The organism is Geomonas diazotrophica (assembly GCF_019063885.1).
Lineage (GTDB): Bacteria > Desulfobacterota > Desulfuromonadia > Geobacterales > Geobacteraceae > Geomonas > Geomonas diazotrophica.
In genome coordinates, this window is the sequence record NZ_CP077684.1 from 4734272 (window position 1) to 4752885 (window position 18614).

The window sequence follows — 18614 nt, forward strand, 5'->3', positions numbered from 1 at the left end:
AGTCCGGGAGGAGAGGCGGGTAGCGGGGCTAGCCGGTTGTGCCCAGTCCGGCGGCGATGGCGTTCACGGTCTCCAGGAGCCGGAACAGCAGTTGGGAAGACATCTCCTTGTTCTGGTGGGCGCCTAGGTGGCGCCATTGGCGCAGCAGGGCGATCTGTCGCTCGTGCAGCACCTTGAGGGCGTCCTCGCGCCGGGCAAGCGAGCTGTGCACGGCGGCGCGCCGCTCGGCCAGCGACCCGCCGTAGATCTCCTCGAGCATCCTGACGGTGCGTTGGTACTCGCCGCCGATGGCGGAAAAGATCTGCTCCCGTATCGCCTGGTCGTGGACCAGTGCGGCGTAGCGCCGCATGATCTCGAGATTGGCGCTGGCGACGCTGGTGGCGGCGTTGCTGATGATGTAGTGCAAGACGGTCCAGCTCTGGCAGTTGCGGACCAGCTCGCCGAACAGGGACGGCTCCTGGTTCATGAGCTCCTCGAGCGCGCAGCCGATGCCGTACCAGCCGGAGAGGAAGTAGCGGGCCTGGCTCCAGCTGAAGACCCACGGGATGGCCCGGAGGTCGGCGAGGCTCGCCTGGGCGGTGCGGCGCGCCGGGCGGGAGCCTATGCTGCTCGATTCGATGACGTCGATGGGGGTGGCCTGGCGGAAGAAGGTGACGAACCCGTCGCTCTCCAGCAACTGCCGGTACGCCGACCGGCTCCGCTCGGCAAGGCGGTCCATGACCGGCTCCAGCGGGTGCCCCGGTCCGGGGGCGCCGCGCCGCGGGATGCTGACGCCGGCCGTTCCGGCCAGCAGAAGTTCCAGGTGGTAGGCGGCGTTCAGCGGGTTGGAGTACTTCTGGGAGATGACCTCGCCCTGCTCGGTCAGGCGCAGGTCCCCCGCGGCCGACCCCTCCGGCAGCCCGCGCAGGAAGCGGCTCGTGGGGCCGGCCCCGCGGCTGATGGTGCCCCCCCTGCCGTGGAAGAAGCGCAGCCGCACCCCCTGGCGCCGCCCCGCTGCCAGCATGGCCTCCTGGGCGCGGTACAGCCCCCACAGGCTCGCCATGATCCCGCCATCCTTGTTGCTGTCGCTGTACCCGACCATGACCTGCTGCACCGGCTCCCCGCCGCAGAGAAGGGCCAGGGTGCGGCGGGTCATGGGATGCTCCAGAAACTGTTCCAGGATGACGGCGCTGCCGGCGAGGTCGTTGATGGTCTCGAAGAGGGGGACCACGGGGAGGAGGCAGGCCAGTCCCTGTCCCGTGCGCACCGCGAGGCCCGCCTCGCGCGCCAGGAGGTAGACCACCAGGAGGTCGGTGAGGGAGCGGGTCATGCTGACGATGAGGGCCCCCAGCGACTCGGAGCCGTAGTTTCGGATCTGGGCCGCCAGCACGCGATAGCAGCTGATCACGCTCTCTGCTTCATTGCCGGGGCTTGCGTCCGGGAGGAGGAAGGGACGGGGCGAGGCGAGCTCCCGGTCCAGAAAGGCGAGACGCTCCGGCTCCTGCCACTGCGAAAAGCCTCGTTCAGTCATCCCGGCCGCAGCCATGAGCTGTTCCACCGCCTTGTCGTGGAAGGCGCTGTTCTGCCTGATGTCCAGCGAGGCCAGGTGGAAGCCGAACACCTCCACGCTGCGCAGCACCGGCACCACGTCGGCAAGGGCGAGCCGGGTGGCCCCCGTCGCCACCAGGGTGTCCCTGAGCAGGCGCAGGTCCTCCTCGAGTTCGCCGGAGCGGCAGTAGCGGGCGCCGGAGTCGCCGCAAAGGGTCTCCTCTTTCCCGGTGACGTCGACCGGGAGCCTGGCCTTCATAAGGTTCACCAGCTGGCGCCAGGGCTCCTCCGGGTTGCGCTTGAGCGCCTCGACGCCCAGTGCCCCGGTCGTCGCGGCAAGCATCTCCAGGCGCCCGGAGAGCTCGGGGGGAGGGGGAAGCAGCAGCCGGGAGATGCTGAGCCTGCTCCCGAGGGTGGTGAGCTGCCCGTGGATCAGCAGTAACGCGTTCAGCCTCAGTTCCCTCAGGGTGGCGGCGGTGACCTCGGCGGTCACCAGGGGGTGCCCGTCCCGGTCCCCCCCCACCCAGGTGCTGAAGGAGACTCGGGGGAGGCGGTCGGTGAGCGGAGAGAGGGGCCTGGTCAGCCCCGTCTCGCGCCAGGCGCGGCAGATCCTCTTGTCCAGGATCGAGATCGCCTGGGGAAAGATCTCGCGCAGGTGGTAGATGATGGTCGCCAGTTCGTTCAAGACCTTCGGCTTTTCCAGGTGGATCTCGCCGGTATGCCAGAGCCGCTCCAGCATGGCCACGATCTCTTTGCGGATCTCGTCCCGCTCCAGGGGGGTCCAGACCGTGTTCTCCCGCTTGACCAGCAAGAGGTAGAGTTCGCGCAGGTGTCTCAGTACCGAGGCCCGCTTGGCCTCGGTGGGGTGGGCGGTCAGTACCGGCTCCACCCTGATCTGTCCCAAAAGGTCCGCAACCTGTTCCTGCGGCACCCCGCTGCGGTTGAGCTTTTCCAGCACCCGTCCCCAAAGGCCCGGTTCGGCCACCAGACCCTGGCCGGCCTCCACCGTCCGCCGTGTCTGCACCGCGAAGTTCTCCTCCGCCATGCTGAGCAGCTGAAACGCTATGGACCAGGCCCTGACGAACTTGCAGTCCTCGGAAGGAGCAACCGAGCCGGTCTTCGGCAGGCAGGCCGCGAGCTGCGACTCGCCCAGCCCGTTGAACATCTCGGCCAGGCACTCCATCAGGTAGTCCAGGTCATCCTGCAGTCTTTCCGGTATGGCTGCGCCGGTTTCAGACATAACGGCCCCTCCTTGACGCGCCCCTTGCGAAGGGGCGCGCAGCACGGCTGGTATCGGGCGGAGAACCAGAGATGAATGATACCGTAGAATCCCGCCCTGTGAATGCGGGGGGCGGGGAGGGCAGCTTGTTCATGTGAAGAGCCTTGTGGTAAGGTCTTATTAAGGGAGGCAAAGGCGGCTTATAATGAAAACGATACTGCTTGTGCTCCTGATCATCATAGCGGTCGTCCTGACCATTTGGCTCCTGGTGATTCCCGCCGAAGTGCTGATAGGTTCCTTCAAGGCACTGCGCCGCGGCGAGTGGCGCGGCTGGAGACGAGACAAACCCCGGTAGAGGGGCAGCTTGAGGCGATGCGGGTCTGCGGGTATGGGTGCGGGAAAAAGGCCCTTGGCTGTGCCAAGGGCCTTCGTTTTGGGGAGGGTGGCGTCGAGCGCTACGGGACGCTGTTGAAATCGTCGCGGTGGAAATCCTCGGTCGTTCCGTAGGAGTAGGAGAAATTCACCCGCTTCACGCTTTCCGGCCGGGGGAGGGGGATATCCATGGTGAAAGCTTCACTCCCCGTGAAGCGACCCTCGAAGTTCTTGGTTCCCTTGCCGAGTTCCTTGCCGCTGTCATCGAGCAGCTTGGCGGTCAACTGCAAAGAGGTGTAGGGGAGATCCGGTCGCACGTTCTTGAGGGTACCGTCGATGCGCATCCCCTTGTCGGTGTTTTCCGCTTTCCAGGAGATGTCGAGTTCGTGATTGCTGAAGTGATGGGAACTGTAAGCGGGGTTGGAGTCGAGCTTTGCGCGTGGTACCGCACAGGCGCAGATGAGGGAAAGGATCGCCATTGCCAGCATGAGCTTCTTCACCATAAGTCACCTCCGCAATTTGATGGAAACCTAGTGAGTGTAGCGCCGTTATCCACCCATGCAATGTGACTTTTTCCGTTGCTGGTTTCGAAATTGCCGACCGGTTGTTGCGTCAACTCGGCGGCGACGCGACTGGCGCGCCGGGCGCAAAAACAGCGGGGCGTCCGGGACGCCCCGCTGCAGTGACAGCTTTGCCGTCTGTCGTGGTGCTACTTCTTGTGGCCGGACTCGCGGATCATCGCGGCGGCGTCCGCCTTGATATCCACCAGGTCCTTCTGCAGTTCGGCCAGGCCGTACCAGGTGACGTAGTCGGGGTTCATGTGGAACGCCCCCTGGAAGGCACGCATGCGGTGCTCCAGGAACATCACGTACAGGGTCTGCTCGATCGGGGTCCTGGTGTCGTAGAAGGTGAGCAGGTCCGGATACGCCGGCTGCCCTTTCTGCGGCTTGATGATCCCCTTCTCGTACAGGTCGGCCACGATGGTGATCGCCTCGGCCATCAGCTTGTCCGCCTCTTTGATCATCTGGTCGGCGTTGCCGAGCTGGGTCTTCGCGTAGGTCGCGCTGTGGCACTTGCTGCAGATCCCGATCATCTTGTCGCGGGACGCCTGCCACTCTTCCTTGCTGAGGCGCGCCACCTTGCCCGCCTTGACCAGTTCCAGGCGGCCGGTCGGCTTTCCTGCCGGGTCGAGTACCCCGAGACCTTTCAGTATGGTGACGCGGTATCCCATCCACTCGGCGTCCTCTTCGGGGAGGCGCAGCGCCAGGAAGCCCCAGGAGGTCATCACGTTGTGGTCGCCGTCGCTCATGTGGCAGGTCTGGCAGGTGGGTGCGCGGCCGGTGTCACCTTCCATCTGGTAGATGGAGCCGTGCTTGGAGTTGGACCACATCTCCCACTGCGGGTGATCGAAGCCCATGTGGCAGGTGCGGCAGGCTTCCGGCTTCTTCGCCTCGGCCTTGCTGAACTTGTGGCGGGTGTGGCAGGAGTTGCAGGGGGAGCCGTACTGCCCGTCGGCGCGGGACTTCTCGTCGCGGATACCGACCTTGTGGCAGCCGCCGCAGCCCTTCATCCCCTGGATGTAGGCGTGGGGCTGGATCTTGTTGGTCGGCATGGCGTCCATCGCCACCCAGGCGGCGGCGTGCTTGCCGGAGGCGTACTGGTCGTGCTGCTTGGTGTGGCACTCCTTGCAGGTCTTCTCGGTCGGCATGGTCACCTTGGCGACGTCTTTGGCGCTCTGGTGGGCGGTGCCGTGGCAGCTGGAGCAGTCGACGCTGCCGCTTTTGCCCATCTCGCCGGACAGGAAGTCCTTGACGATGTTCGGCGTCACCTTCTCGTGACAGGTGATACAGTTGCTCTTCCCTGCGAAGGCGGCCCCGGCCAGCATCAGCACCAGCGCCAGCGCCCCTCCCAGCTTCCTCAAACCATGAATCATGTAATTTCCTCCCCATTAATAAGTAAAAAAGCAGGGCACATGTAAACCACATGCCGGGAAGGAATTCCTTGATCTAGATCAAAAAACCGGAAACGACCGGGGTTCCGGCCAGGGGCTCCCAGACGACAAGCTACTGCTCCACGGCCAGTGCCACCATGAACCAATCGTCCTCCGAATCGAAGAGCAGGGTCATTACCTCCGGTTTCTTCGACACGTGAATCGCGTATTGTTTCCCGGAGACGATGGACGGGGTGGAGAGCCGGATGGCCAGGGACTCGGGGGAGAGGTGGCGCTTGAAGTCGCCGGCCAGGACGTTGGCGAGCTCTCCCAGGGCGTCCTCGACCTCTTCCTCGCTCGGCTCCTCGGTGTCGAGGAGCTGTCCCGCCAGGCGCTGGGCCAACTGGGTCGACACGTGCAGCCCGACCAGCCCGTTGTATTCGCCGGCCAACCCAACGAGAGCGCTTATGCAATCCGTGAAGTTGGATGCCGGGTTGACTGCCAGCGGCAGATGCAGCAGGTGGTCCATCCCCATCATGGTTGAGAAGATCTTTCTCACCTCCTGGATCAGCGTCTTTTCCAGGACCGGTCCGCTGGTGCCGATGGTTGCCAGTAAGTTGTCCGAGAACATGTTGGTTCCTCCTCAAGCTCCGATGTGGGCCGCTGTCCCCAGAAGGTGCAGCCGGCCGGCCTGCCATAGCGGAGTAGCAGGGGGTGTACCATCATGCTCTATCGCGAATTTTCAAGGAGTTGCAAAGAAGAGGTGCGGCGCCGGTGTCCGCAAAAAGGACAGAGTGGGTGCCGATGGGACAAAGCGTTGTGCCGGCGAGAGGGGTCGCTATACTGTCAGGCGTCGAATTCCAATCTTGACCGGTGTTGAGAGGGGGAGGGAGGTTCAGCTATGAAGAAGAAGGCGCGTCCCGGTTCCGTTCCGAGTATCACCTTCCAGAAAGAGACCCACTGCGGCAGGATCTACGTCACCGTCACCACGGATCCCAGGGGAAAGCCCTTCGAGATCTTCGTCCGGTTCGGCAAGGCAGGCCACTGTGGGGCTGCCGTCTTCGACGGCCTGACCAGGATACTCTCCTATGGCCTGAGGTCGGGCCTGGACCCCCGGGAGGCGGTGAAGGCCCTGGGGGGGATTGGCTGCTACTACGGGAAGGACACCTGCATGAATGCGGTCTCCGAGGCCCTGCGCGAGGTCGTGGAGTCCCCCGATGCCGCAGCCGCCGGTCACCGGGGCTTGCGGGGACCCGGTGCGAAATAGCGGCCCACCTTGGCATCCATCTCGTCTATCCAACCCGCCTTGGAATCGGGGAAGGCGTCGGCATACGGGACGTACGGTTTGATGTCCAGAATGGGCGTACCGTCCAGCAGGTCCACCCCGCGCAGGTGCAGCGTTTTCCCTTCCACCCTCACCAGTTCCACGGCCGACAGCCCGATGGAGTTGGGGCGGTGCGGCGATCTTGTTGCCAGGACGCCGCGTTTGGGCCCCCCGCGGGGTGGCTTCACGTTGCTTTTCCACCCTTCGCTGCGGTGGAAGGCGAAAATCAGCCAAAGTCTCTGGAAGCCCCCCAGGTCCTGGATCGCCTTTTCCTCCAGCCAGTCCCGGAGTTCCAGGGTGGCAGTGGCGAAGTCGCCGGTTTCGGTGCCGGCTATCACGGTGCCCTGGTGCGGCGCCTCGATGCGGCGGGAATAGGGGGATCGCAAGAGGCCGATGGGGCGGTAGGTAAAGCTTTGCTCTTGAATCATGCAGCCTGACACTTCCTTTGGTTCTAGTGGAGCCGGAGCGAAAACGAAAGCCCTCGGCGTTGGCCTGAGGGCTTTTTCTGTTGCAACGGAATGGAGGTGTTGGGAGGTCCGGCCCGGCAACCTCGGCCCACGGTTGCCTGCGACGGTACCCTAATGAAAATCGTTCCTCTTGTCAAGGACGGTGCCCACCCCGGTCCGGCCTGCCGGAAAGGAAGACGTCAAGGTGTAACCGGGGAGGGTGCGGCTACGGAGTTGATAATCTGTTTCTGTGCGGTATTCAGCCTCTGCACAGTTGGCCCGGAACCGTTGTTCAGGTTCTGATGCGTGCGGGGGGGGCAGAACACCACCGCCGGCGAAGTAATGAAAGAAAAAGAAGAGCCCTCGGCTGTTGCCGAGGGCTCTTCCTGCGTGGCGAACGTGGTGCCGGAAGCCGGTTGCAGCGTTACGGCAGAACCGTGAAGTTGGAACTGGAGGTGCCGGTCCCCCCTGCGGTGGTCACGGAGATCCTGCCGCTCTTGGCTCCGGTCGGCACCGTCAGCAGCACCTTCCCGGCGGAAACCACGGCGAACGGCGCACCGACCCCGCCGATCCTCGCGGACGTCATGCCGCCCAGGTTGGTGCCGGTCACGGTGATGGTGCTGCCAACCTTGCCGGAACTGGGGGAGAAGCTCTTGATCCTGGGAGCGACGCTCTTGCCGGAGACGGAGAAGCTCGAGCTGCTGGTCGCGGTGCCGCCGGTTGCGGTGACGGTGAGCTTGCCGCTGGTGGCCCCGGCGGGGACGCCGGTGACCAGGGTCGTGCCCGAAGTGACGGTGAAGGGGGCGCTCACGCCGTTGAATTTGACGGCGGTCACGCCGGTGAAGTTGGAGCCGGTGACGGTGACGGCAGTCCCGACGCCGCCGTAGCCCGGAGTGAACCCGGTGATGGTCGGGGAGACCAAAACGGTGAAGGAGGTCGAGCTCGTGGCCGTACCGTTGGCCGTGGTGACGCTGACCGGGCCGGTGGTGGCGCCTTGCGGGACGGTGGCGCTGAGCTGGGTCGCGGAGACCTGGGTGAAGCTGGCGCTCGTGCCGTTGAACTTCACCGAGTTGACCCCGACGAAGTTGGTGCCGTTCACGGTGACCGTGCTCCCGGCGCTCCCGGAGGCGGGGGTGAAGCCGGTGATGGCAGGTGCCGGGTAGGTCACGGTGAGGACGGCGGCGCTGCTGGTGGCGGAGCCCGCATAGTTGCTCACCACGGCATAGTAGGAACCGGCGTCGACGGAGCCGGCGGCGGGAATGGAGAGAACCGGTGTCGTTGCTCCGGCGACGGCGCTGCCGTTCTTGAACCACTGGTAACTCAGGGGAGCGCTGCCGGATGCCGCGACGGTGAAGCTGGCTGCACTGCCTGCCGCCACCGTGACGCTGGCGGGATTCTGGGTTATGACGGGGGCGCCGGGGGCGATGGTTACCGTGCCGGTGCCGAGGTTGGAGTTCTTGGCGCCGTCGTAGGCTGCGAAGGTGAACGTGTCGGTCCCGGTGAACCCTTCACCGGGGTAGTAGGTGGCGACGCCGTTGACAAGACCTACGGTGCCGTTGGCGGGTTGGCTCACGATGCGCAGGACGGCGTTCACCCCGGTAACCGGTATGGTCATGACTACCGAAGCTCCGGCCACTCCGGCGCCGGTCACGTTGCCGACGGTGGGGGCGGCTGCACTGTTGAACCCGGAGTTGGACGGCCCCTGGTGGCAGGTGTAGCACCCAATGGTCGCCCCGCGGAAAAAGGACTGGGTGCCGAAGTCGCCCAGACTCATGGTGCGGTCTGCCTGCATCCTGGAGAGGACGGTGCCCCGGTAATCGGTGCCGTGGCAGGCCTTGCACGAGGCAACGCCCACGGAACTGATCAGGTCATGGTGACCGCTGACCCAGCTCTGGCCGACCGGGTGCATCCCGTGGGGGCCGCCGTTGGCGGTGGTGGGCGTGCTGGCATGGCACGCGGTGCATTCGACCGTCACCCCGCCGTGCCCCTGGAGCTGGACGTTCCTGATGTTGTCGTTTCGGTGCGAGGAGGGGAACTCGGCGTGGGTGGAGCCGTGACATGCCGAGCACTGCAGGCCGCCGTGGCCGACCGAGAAGCGGTACAGGGACAGCCCCGGTGCCGGGGTGTCGGGCGTGGTGGCGAAGGTCGGGTCGGCGGGGATACGCGGTCCGCCGGTGCTGTCGAACACGCTGGTATAGCGTATCTGCCCGCTGTTCTTCACCGCGGTGCCGGTGTGACAGTTCTGGCAGTTCGGCTCCATGAACCAGCCGACCCTGGAGCTGGAACCTACCTGGGACATGCTGCCGTGGCAGCTCTGGCACTGCATCGCCATGGAGCCGTCGGTGGCTATGGCGCTGCCCATGGCGCCGCGCAGGCAGCGCGTGGCCGAGCCGGGGTGGCAGCGGTAACAGGCGTTACGGTTTGTGGCATCGTCCAGGGTGACGTTCAGGACCGGGTCTTTCACGGCGGCGTGCTTGGTGTGCATGGAAGAGGTGAGCGGCGGCACCGAACCGTTGCTACTGGTGAAACTGGCAGTGCCGAGTGCCTCGGAGGCATGACAGGCCGCGCAGAGGATCGGTCTTCCAGCGGCTACGGTTGCGTAGAGCCCTCCGGCGTCCAGTCCCTTGGCGGCGAGTGCGTCCCGGTACAGTGCACCGTTTTGGCCGAACTGCTGCTCGTCGTGCAGGCGGATGATGTTCAGGCGGTAATCGCGATCCTTGGTCGGGGCGAAGACCCAGCCGGAAGCGGGTTGCGCCGCCGCCATGGTCCCGGAGCTGTGGCAGACGCTGCAGTCCATCTCGTCGGATACCGGCAGGACGATGTCGCTCTTCGCGATCACCGTGTTGCCCGCGTCCCGGGCCACAAGGCGCATGAGCGGGTACGAGTTCTTGTTCCCCTTGTCGTCGATCGGGGTGATCGGGATCCCTTCGGCGCGGAACCAGTTGACCGGCGTCGAGACGCCGGAAGCCGGGGCGTTGTAGGTCTCGAACCTCATCCGCTGCGGGACGTTGGCCAGGCCCGGCATGCTCCAGCCGGCCAGCCCGTTGTCGGCGCTCGCGGAAGCCGGCAGGCCGTAGAGGGCGTTGGCGAACTGCCCCCAGTTCCCCTTGCCGATGGACGTGGAGTTGATGGATCCGTCGGGATCGGCGACTGCCTCGTAGCTCACCGTGTAGCCCGAACCGCTCTGCATGAGCTTGCCCCCCACGAGGAGCTGCGCCTCGATGGTGTTGTAGGGGGGGAGTATGGAAAAGACGGAGTAGTCGCTGTCCATGCAGTGCATGCCCAGGTTGTTCCAGCCGAGAATGGCGGCGCTTGCCCCGAATGCTTGCGACAGCAGCCCGGAAAGGGTGAGGCAACAGAGTACGACGACGAGTACCAGGCGGGTTTGTTTCATAAAACCTCCTTCTTGCGAAAAGCTTCTGGTTGTCCTTCCCCGGGGGTAAAACCCTCCGGGAGTGCCTTGGGCGAGCGAGTTCGGCTCGCTTACCGTGAACAACTCCGGATGTGCGCACAAAAAAAGCCGGGTTGCTTCGATATCGTGAGATATTTCGGCAACCCGGCTGTCTCTGTGAGACCCTGTAGGCTTTCCGCCCCATCCTCGCGGATGGTTTAGTATTATCGTCTATCGTATTTTACGCTGTCGCGACGCCGGTCGTGCCGGATGACTCGTGCAGGCGTGGCCTTTCAGGCAGATGCAGACTGTGCCGGTTTTGTAAAACGCGGTATTCGCCTGTATGCTGCTGCTCGTTGTGCCATAACGCTGAGTTTTATGCACAGTGTCACGTAGTGCCTGTGACAGCAGCATGCACGATTCTGTCTGGAAAAAAGTGACGAAAAGGTAGCATGTTGCGATGGGGCGAGTAAATAATTTTTTTATGCATATGTTGATATTTGGAATTATAATTATTATAGAATTTTGTTATAAAACCGAAACGTTTGGCGGGAGTCGCTCCAGGCGGTCAGGTTTTTCTCGTGGCGGCAGGCAAGCATTTCGGGAGCTTACAGGGCTCGCAGACGGCACTCTCCCTCATGAGCTAAGAGAGCTGCACGGTATTCCCCTCACCTCGTAGTGCAGGTCGTCAAAACGACGTGACGTTGCCGGCGCGCTTTCAATCCGGGCGCCGACCCGCTGCCGGGGCCAGGCGCGGTTCGGCGGCATCGCCGGCTTATGCCGGTGCCTTGGCAGGGAGGTTGAAAAAGGCGGGGTCCTCAAACTGCCTGATGTTCGCAAGCTGAGTGTCACCGTCCTGATCCGGCGTGCAGATCACCCGCCACTCCAAAAGGGTGGCGAGTTCGTGGGTGATGTCCTTGACGACCAGGGTGGAGGAGCCCTTGTCGTAATCGAAGCAGTGCCACCTGGTCGGCGTATTCGTCCACAGTAGCCGCCCCAGGGGGATTGTCTGGCTGAACTTGTTGCTGTTGAGGTCGTAAAAGGTCCCCTTGCCGGTTGCGAGACTGATGAGGGCCGTATCGGTCTCGGTGCATAAAGCCATGACGCCTGGCGAGGAGACGAACGTTCCCGCGGAGGAGTTCGGATACTGCTTTATGATCCTCAGCTTCGAGTTGAGGACCTTGACGACATTGTCTGAGATGTACACGTTCAGCTTCTCGATGTGGAGGGCGAACAGCCGCATCGGGAAAGTGCGGGCCAGCGGGCTCGAGCCGTGGGGAAGGTCAAGGTTGCTGTTGAGGAGGAAGGTGCCGCTGTCGGTGCATATCAGGAGCGTGTCGGGGTGGTACGAAGCCCTGCTGATACCGCTCACCTCGCCTTTGAGGTGAAAGCTTCTCACCGTGCTGCTATGCACATCGAGGCTCTGTTTCACCACCCTTACCCCGTCACTCTCCTCGATGCACGCGTAGTAATCGTTGTCCTTGCTGCTGGACATGAACATCCCGATGAAGGAAGCACGCCCCTCGTAGGTGTAGTTCCGGTTGACCTCTATTTCGGCGCAGAAACATGCCTCCGCTTCCGACAGCTTTGCCCGCCACACGTTGTTGCAGGTAACGGTGTTGGCGAACAGGAAGATGTCCCTGTCGGGAAGGGAGTCGAGGTAGCCCAGGTTTTTGAAGTGAGGGGACCTGTACCTCGCTGCTCCTGGCCTGGCGAGGTCCACGACGATGATGGTTTCCTCGTCCTCCCTGAAGAGCACATGTCGGGGAGATTCGCCGATCTGGGTCAGTGGCGACCCCGGTTCGCTTGTCAAGTCTAAGGGGGCGTCCGGCGAGACGGTCACGGCAATGGGTTCCACGGAGATGGCGAAATACTCGGCAGTCTCACGGTCGATCGAGGCGACCCGGTCGCGATCGCTGATGGACTCCCGCAGGGAGGCGGCCTTGGCGGCATTGCCGATCAAGAGCAACGTCCGGTAATCATCGAGATTATCTTCCTCGCTGTTTTTAGGGATGTGATACGAAACCGCCAGGTCGATCATGGACCGGAAGCGGGCGACTTCATCGGGTGGCAGCTTCGTTATCGTCCTGCGCAGCCGGGCGGCGAGCACCCTTGCCTCCATCAACGACGAGGCTTCAAAATAGAGCTCCTTCATCAGTTTATCCGCCTCGTTCCTGGCAGCCTCCGACTCGCAAGTTACCAGGCGATCGTACTCCTCGCTGAAATACGGGTAGCTATCAAAGTAGCGCTTGATCTGTTCGAAGCGCTCAAGGCAACCATCCTGGTTCCCGTCCAAAAGCCGCGCCTTGACCGCCACAAGGTCAAGCCATATCTTCTTGGCTTCGGGCGCGGGGAGCTTGAACAGCCTGCGGTTACGGTAGAGCACGGAGAAACTTGGGGCAATGTCGAAGGCGACATCGAACCTCTCAGCGTCGTCCTGGCGAGTCAGCCAATGGAGGATGTCGAAGCATCGCGACCAGTCCTCCCGGGCCGCGAGGGTGGCGAGTTCCTGCAGGCGGTCATCTGCCGTCCTCCGCCTGACCAGAGCCTTCTCTGTAGCAATGAGGCCTTTGATGCGCTCCTCGTTGTTCGTGTCGAGTTCCAGCAGCTTTCCAAGCAAGTCGAGCCTTTGTTCAGGCGCCGCCATCGCCTCGTACTGCGACCACAGGGCTCCGATTTCCCCGGCGGTCTTGATCGCATCCACCTTCCTGAGCAGTTGGCGGGCCTCCTGGTAGCGTGGGGAATGTGCAAGAGCCTGCCGGGCCAGCGATTCCACCTGTTCCAATTCGCCCGCCGCGAACGCGCCCTCAGCCCGCCGCATCAGTTTCTCCGCCTCCGCCCGCATGCACGCCTCGATTTTCTTCCTGAGCTCCGTTTCCGCCGGCAGGATCCCCTCTTTCGCCTCCGAAAGCTGCAAAAGAGCCATCGCGGCGGAGAGGTTGCCGTCCCGGAAAGAGATGTCGGCGTAGGCCAAAAGGGCGCTCTTGCCCAGCTCGTCGGGGCGGAGCGTGTCCAGAAGCGCCCTGGCCTCCGGGATCATGTCCCTGCCGTAGCAGGACAGCGCGAGGAGTTCACGCACCCGTCTCTCGCCCTGGAACTCCGCAGGCTGGGAGAGGATGGTAGCCGCGGCGCTTTCGTAGGCACCCATTTCTTCGACAAGGATGCGCACCCCCTTGATCAGGTATGTCAACTCTTTCCGGTCCCTGATCCGGATCCCCGTGAGGCGCTCCTCCGCGCCGGGGAAGTCGTACTCGGCGAGCAGTTGCTGGGCGGTGTTGAGCGCCTCCCCGGCAGGAGCACCCGGTTCCGCCTGGCTCAGCCGTTTTTTCGCTGCTGGCTTCGCCGTGGCTGCAGGTACCGGAACGGGCGGGGGATCGTCAAGTGCGTCGAGCGCCTTGGCGGACAGCGATCTGATGTGGGTATGGCAGGCGTCGACGGTCGGAATCGACCTGTGTCTGATGAGGAGGATGTTGTCGCTGTAGGGATGCCGGTCGAGCCGGAAGCTCTCGCCGTAGTTCTCCAGGAGCAGGTTCTGCAACTCGCTCTTCAACCGGTAACCCCGTTCCCTATCCGAGTCGGAAAGTGGAAGAGACGTTGGGTTGACCCGCTTGATGAGAGAAATGATCTCCTCGGACCCGGGGATGCGGGAAGCTCGCAGCTTCACTTCTGCCTGCCGGGCATGTGTCTCCCAGTTCATGATCGCCCTCCCTTATGGCATCAAATTAAAACAGGCTAATTTTACCCTCGCCGTCGGCAGGCGCAACAAAGGTGTCAGGGGATTATCGCAGGCGGCGCTGGCGCGGAGCGACCCGAAGCCTTGGGAGAAGGAGAAAATAATTAAATAAAAAAGAGGTATTGGCCGATAGGCAGAAAAAACAGTTGATAGGAGGTTTTATGAGGCCCGGCAAGCGGCTTACCCTGGCTTTTATTGCAGTGCTCGTTTTTCTCTCCGGCTGTAACGGTGGCGGTGCCGACACGGCTCAGTTCCTGCCGAACATGAACCAGTACATAACGCCGCTTGCCCCTCAGGGGGCCCGGTTCGAAACGTTGAACCCGGGGCTGCTCGACAAGCCGGAGTGGCTGGCAGGGCAAGCGGTCACGTCGGTGACGAGCCCGGACAACAAGACCCTGCTGGTGCTGACCAGCGGATACAATCGCGTCTATACCTCCACCCCCACTGCTCCCTATCCCTGGTACACCCCGGACTCCAACGAATACGTGTTCATCTACGACATCTCCTCCGGGACGCCGGTAAAAAAGCAGGTGGTGCAGGTCCCCAACAGCTACAACGGGATTGTCTTCGACCCGTCCGGCAAGGCCTTCTACGTGAGCGGCGGGGTGAGTGACAACGTCCATGTTTTCACCCGGATCGCCGACGGAACCTGGGGCGAGGTCGTGGCACCGCTCGCCCTGGGGCACAACAGCAGCGGCAACGGTCTTCCCTGGAGTGCCAATTTCGGGAATGGCTCCATAAACCTCCAGATCGGCGTGAAGCCGTGCGCGGCCGGTCTGGCCATTTCCAGCGACGGCAAGACGCTCGTGGTGGCTAACTACTACAACGACTCCATTTCCATCTTCAGGGGAGGCCTCAACAACTGGGCGCCTGCAGCGGAATTGGATCTGCGTCCCGGCAAAAGCGGCGGCGCCGCGGGGGTGCCCGGCGGTGAGTACCCGTTCTGGGTGGCCGTTAAGGGTACCGAGGCCGACGGGACCGCGACAGCCTACGTGTCGAGCGTTCGCGACCGAGAGATCGTCGTCGTCAAGCTGAACGGCTCCCCGGCCGTGACGGCAAGGATAAAGGTCGTGGGGCAGCCGAACAAGATGGCGTTGAACAAAGACCAGTCGCTCCTTTACGTGGTCGAAGACCAGTCGGATTCGGTCGACGTCATACGCACCGGCGACAACGCGGTCGTCGGCACCATCCCCGTCATCGCGCCGGCGTCGGTACTCCCTGCTTCGCTCACGGGACTCAGGGGCGCAAACCCAAACAGCGTCACCATCTCGCCCGATGAAAGGCGCCTGCTGGTCACCAACGGGAACCTGAACAGCGTCGCGGTGGTGGAATTGAGCGACACCCGCACAAGCGGTGAGGTCGCCGGGCTCATTCCCACCGGCTGGTATCCCAACTCGGTCAGCGTCAGTGCGGACGGGAGCTGGTTGTACGTGGTCAACGGGAAATCGGCAACCGGTCCGAATGCGGATTTCCGCTACAGTTACGGACCTCCTTCGCGTCCGAACGGCTTTCAGACCAACCACTACAACCCCCAGCTGACCAAGGCCGGGCTCCAGAGCCTCCCGCTTCCCGCTGCAGCACAACTGCAGACACTGACGGGGCAGGTCATCTCCAACAACCGCTTCTCCTATGCCGACGGTGCCAGGGACAGGGAGGTCATGAGCGTTCTCCAGGCCAACGTGAAGCATGTCATCTTCATCATCAAGGAAAACCGGACCTACGATCAGATCCTGGGAGACCTGGCAGTGGGCAACGGGGATCCGGCGCTCGCGGAGTTCGGGGAGCGCTACACCCCGAACCAGCACGCCGCAGCGCGGACATTCGTCACCCTGGACAACTTCTACGACACTGCCGAGGTGAGCAACGACGGCTGGGCCTGGACCACGTCCGGGCGCGCCCCGGATGTGGTGGAGCGCCAGTATGCGGTCGCCTATGCGGGGCGCGGGCTCAGTCTGGACACTGAAGGGACCAACCGCAGCGTGAACGTCGCCTACGGGACCCTCGCCGAACGCAAGGCGGCCAACCCCCTCACCCCGGACGACGACGACCTCCTGCCCGGACAGACCGACGTGGCAGCGCCGGATGGCCCGGGCAACGAGGTGAACAAGGGGTATCTTTGGGACGCGGCCCTGCGCCGGGGTCTTACGGTCAGAAACTACGGCTTTTTCCTGGACACGACCCGCTACAACATCCCCCTGGCTGCAGGCGGCATACCTCTTTTGAAGGATCCGGCCGCCGTTGCCACCCAGGTCGCCTACCCCTCCAGCGCCGCGCTTGCCCCCTGCACCGACATCTATTACCGCGGCTTCGACAACTCGTTTCCCGATTATTACCGGTTCAAGGAATGGGAGCGGGAGTTCGATGCCTACGAGACTTCCGGCACCCTTCCGGCGCTCAGCCTGGTCCGCCTCATGCACGACCACACCGGCAACTTCGCCACCGCGATCGACGGGGTGAACACACCGGAAATACAGCAGGCCGATAACGACTACGCGGTCGGCCTGCTCCTGGAAAAGCTCTCCAAGAGCCCCAAGTACAAGGACAACACGCTGGTCTTCATCATCGAGGACGATTCCCAGGACGGCGGCGACCATGTCGATTCCCACCGCAGCATCGCGTTCGTGGCGGGGGCGTACGTGAAGCAGGGAGCGCTCGTCTCCTCCCACTACAACACGGTGAACTTCCTGCGTACCATCGAGGAAGTCCTGGGGCTTACGCCGATGAACCTGAACGACGCCCTGGCCCGGCCGATGACCGATTGCTTCACCACGACCCCGGCGCCCTGGAGCTTCACCGCCAAGCCGGCAGCGATCCTCTACGGGACGACCTTGCCGCCGTTTGCCGGGCTCGCCCCCCTGGGCAAAAAGGCGCAGGCGCCGAAGCCTACCCACGACGCGCAGTACTGGGCGAAGGCCACCAGGGGAATGGATTTCTCCTCCGAGGACAAGTTCGATTTCGCACGTTACAACCGCATCCTGTGGAAGGGGTTGATGGGCGAAAAGCCCTATCCCGCGGCCCCTAACGGAAAGGACCTGCGCCGAAACCGCAGGGAACTGCTGTCCCGTTACAAACTGGCGATGAATTAGTCGCGAGGAGGGGGGCGAACCGGCGCCGGACGCAGATGTGGCCGGGCCGGTTCGCATAAAACGGAGAGGGGGGATTTCGTGGGCAAAAAAGAGGTGCGGGGCGACAAGCCGGTCTCCGGTATGAGCAGGCGTGACTTCATGAAATGTTCGGCGGGAACCGTCGCGTGCCTCTACCTGGGTGCGTTGAACACGGGGTGCGGGAGCTCAGCGGCCGACGATTTCCCGGTGGTGGTATTCTCCGACGTCCATTTCAACCCCTTGTACGACGGAACGCTTTTCCAGGCGCTGATAGCAGCCGATGCGAGCCAATGGGACGGGGTTTTCAAGACATCGGGCATCACCTCCCCTTCGGCGTGGGGCAAGGATTCCAATTACCCCTTGCTCGAGCTTGCGCTGGAGAGCATAAAGGCGGATCTCGGCGCAAGCCCGTTCGTGATTTTCACCGGGGATATCCTCGGGCATGGTCTGCCACAGATCTTTTACTACCACCTAAACGGCACCACTACCCCCCGGGATGCCGCGGATACCGCGGCCATGCAGGCCTTCACGGACAAGGCGGTTGCCTTTTTCATGGACAAGGTGAGGAAGGCTGTCGGAAAGCTCCCGGTCTTCTTCGCCCTCGGCAACGGCGATTCCTACACCGGATACGGCCCGGACAGTACCTTCCTCTCCAATACGGCGGAACTGTACTACACGGCGCTGCTAAACGGCATGGGCGAGCATCAGGAATTCCTGAAAACCTTCACGAGCGGCGGATATTACTCGGTGGAACCTCCAGGAACGAACCTAGTGGTGATAGGGATGAACACCATAATTTTTTCTCCGCTGGTAGCGCCGGTTCCCGGCGCCAATGACGCCGCCGTAGCCGCGCAACTGGACTGGCTGGACTCAAGGCTTGCCGCCGCAACGGTCGCCGGCAAAAAGGTATGGCTTTTGATGCACGCCCCCCCCGGCGCGGATCTCGGCACCACCGCGCAGCCTGCCCACGTGGATGCCAATGGCCATATTTCCAGCGCCACCATGATGTGGGTGGCAGGGTACCAGACAAGGTTTCTGAAGATACTGGACAATTACCCCGCAGTGGTTTCTCTTACCCTTGCCGGACATACCCATATGGATGAATACCGTATCCTCCCTTCTTCCGGCACGGTCGAAATAACGCCTGCCATAGCTCCATATTTCGGCAACAACCCGGCTTTCAAGGTTTTCACCATTTCCGGCCGTACCCTAAAGCCCGTTGACTACAGCTCATTCAACTACGTCCTTGCCGCTGTTCCTTTAAGCTTCTCCCGTTATTACACCTTCTCGGCGGCCTATTCCCTGACTGGCAACCTGGATGCCTCCCTGGCCCGGCTTACTCCGGCGCTGGTGACCAACACCGCAGACCAGGCGCTCTACCGGGGGTACTACTATTCCGGCCACAATACGCCGGTTTCGGTCAGCGATACCTTCGTCAACACCATTACCGGTACCAACTGGCCCATCTACTGGAGCGGCATCGGGAATATGGATGAAGACGAGCTCGTCGCAAGCGTAAATGCTTATTGAGATAATCTGAACGGGTCAGAAAGAGGCGAAGCAGGGAG

The 18614-nt window shown here is 62.9% G+C and carries 11 protein-coding genes and 1 riboswitch; of the genes, 4 read left to right on the forward strand and 7 right to left on the reverse strand.

Annotation, left to right across the window (positions count from 1 at the left end; translation table 11 throughout):
* Nucleotides 1–28 precede the first annotated feature (28 nt).
* Nucleotides 29–2767: a phosphoenolpyruvate carboxylase gene (locus tag KP003_RS20900; RefSeq protein WP_217300199.1), complete on the reverse strand. Its 2739-nt coding sequence runs from the start codon at nucleotides 2765–2767 to the stop codon at nucleotides 29–31.
* Between the two features lie 184 nt (nucleotides 2768–2951).
* Here KP003_RS20900 and KP003_RS20905 point away from each other — a divergent pair, with 184 nt between their 5' ends.
* The gene (locus KP003_RS20905; protein WP_216496972.1) at nucleotides 2952–3101 is read left to right on the forward strand and encodes a hypothetical protein; all 150 of its coding nucleotides are present in this window, start codon (nucleotides 2952–2954) and stop codon (nucleotides 3099–3101) included.
* 100 nt (nucleotides 3102–3201) lie between these two features.
* Here the strand turns inward: KP003_RS20905 and KP003_RS20910 are convergent, their stop codons facing one another.
* From KP003_RS20910 to KP003_RS20920, 3 genes are all read right to left on the reverse strand, one after another.
* On the reverse strand, nucleotides 3202–3621 hold the full coding sequence (locus KP003_RS20910) for a hypothetical protein (protein WP_216496971.1): 420 nt from the start codon (nucleotides 3619–3621) through the stop codon (nucleotides 3202–3204).
* Nucleotides 3622–3827: 206 nt separating this feature from the next.
* Nucleotides 3828–5051, reverse strand: a complete 1224-nt coding sequence (locus tag KP003_RS20915; RefSeq protein WP_216496970.1) for a multiheme c-type cytochrome — start codon at nucleotides 5049–5051, stop codon at nucleotides 3828–3830.
* A 130-nt stretch (nucleotides 5052–5181) separates the two neighbouring features.
* A complete protein-coding gene (locus KP003_RS20920) occupies nucleotides 5182–5679 on the reverse strand; it encodes a chemotaxis protein CheX (RefSeq protein WP_216496969.1) in 498 nt (165 codons plus the stop codon).
* A gap of 270 nt (nucleotides 5680–5949) precedes the next feature.
* Between KP003_RS20920 and KP003_RS20925 the strand changes: the two genes are divergently transcribed.
* A complete protein-coding gene (locus KP003_RS20925; RefSeq protein WP_216496968.1) occupies nucleotides 5950–6315 on the forward strand; it encodes a TSCPD domain-containing protein in 366 nt (121 codons plus the stop codon).
* Here the strand turns inward: KP003_RS20925 and tsaA are convergent.
* The 3 genes from tsaA to KP003_RS20940 all read right to left on the reverse strand — a co-directional run bounded on the left by tsaA (nucleotide 6282) and on the right by KP003_RS20940 (nucleotide 13906).
* On the reverse strand, nucleotides 6282–6800 hold the full coding sequence (gene tsaA / locus KP003_RS20930) for a tRNA (N6-threonylcarbamoyladenosine(37)-N6)-methyltransferase TrmO (protein ID WP_216496967.1): 519 nt from the start codon (nucleotides 6798–6800) through the stop codon (nucleotides 6282–6284). The two genes, KP003_RS20925 and tsaA, sit on opposite strands and share 34 nt — an antisense overlap.
* Nucleotides 6801–7242: 442 nt before the next feature.
* Nucleotides 7243–10212, reverse strand: a complete 2970-nt coding sequence (locus KP003_RS21555) for an IPT/TIG domain-containing protein (RefSeq protein ID WP_216496966.1) — start codon at nucleotides 10210–10212, stop codon at nucleotides 7243–7245.
* Between the two features lie 153 nt (nucleotides 10213–10365).
* A riboswitch (cyclic di-GMP riboswitch) is annotated at nucleotides 10366–10442 on the reverse strand.
* A gap of 542 nt (nucleotides 10443–10984) precedes the next feature.
* On the reverse strand, nucleotides 10985–13906 hold the full coding sequence (locus KP003_RS20940) for a DUF4175 domain-containing protein (RefSeq protein WP_216496965.1): 2922 nt from the start codon (nucleotides 13904–13906) through the stop codon (nucleotides 10985–10987).
* A gap of 197 nt (nucleotides 13907–14103) precedes the next feature.
* Here KP003_RS20940 and KP003_RS20945 point away from each other — a divergent pair, with 197 nt between their 5' ends.
* Together KP003_RS20945 and KP003_RS20950 are read left to right on the forward strand one after the other, a co-directional pair.
* Entirely contained in the window at nucleotides 14104–17028 is a 2925-nt protein-coding gene (locus tag KP003_RS20945; protein WP_216496964.1) for a beta-propeller fold lactonase family protein, read from the forward strand.
* A gap of 78 nt (nucleotides 17029–17106) precedes the next feature.
* Complete coding sequence (locus KP003_RS20950; RefSeq protein WP_216496963.1) at nucleotides 17107–18576, forward strand: metallophosphoesterase; 1470 nt, start codon at nucleotides 17107–17109, stop codon at nucleotides 18574–18576.
* Nucleotides 18577–18614 lie beyond the last annotated feature (38 nt).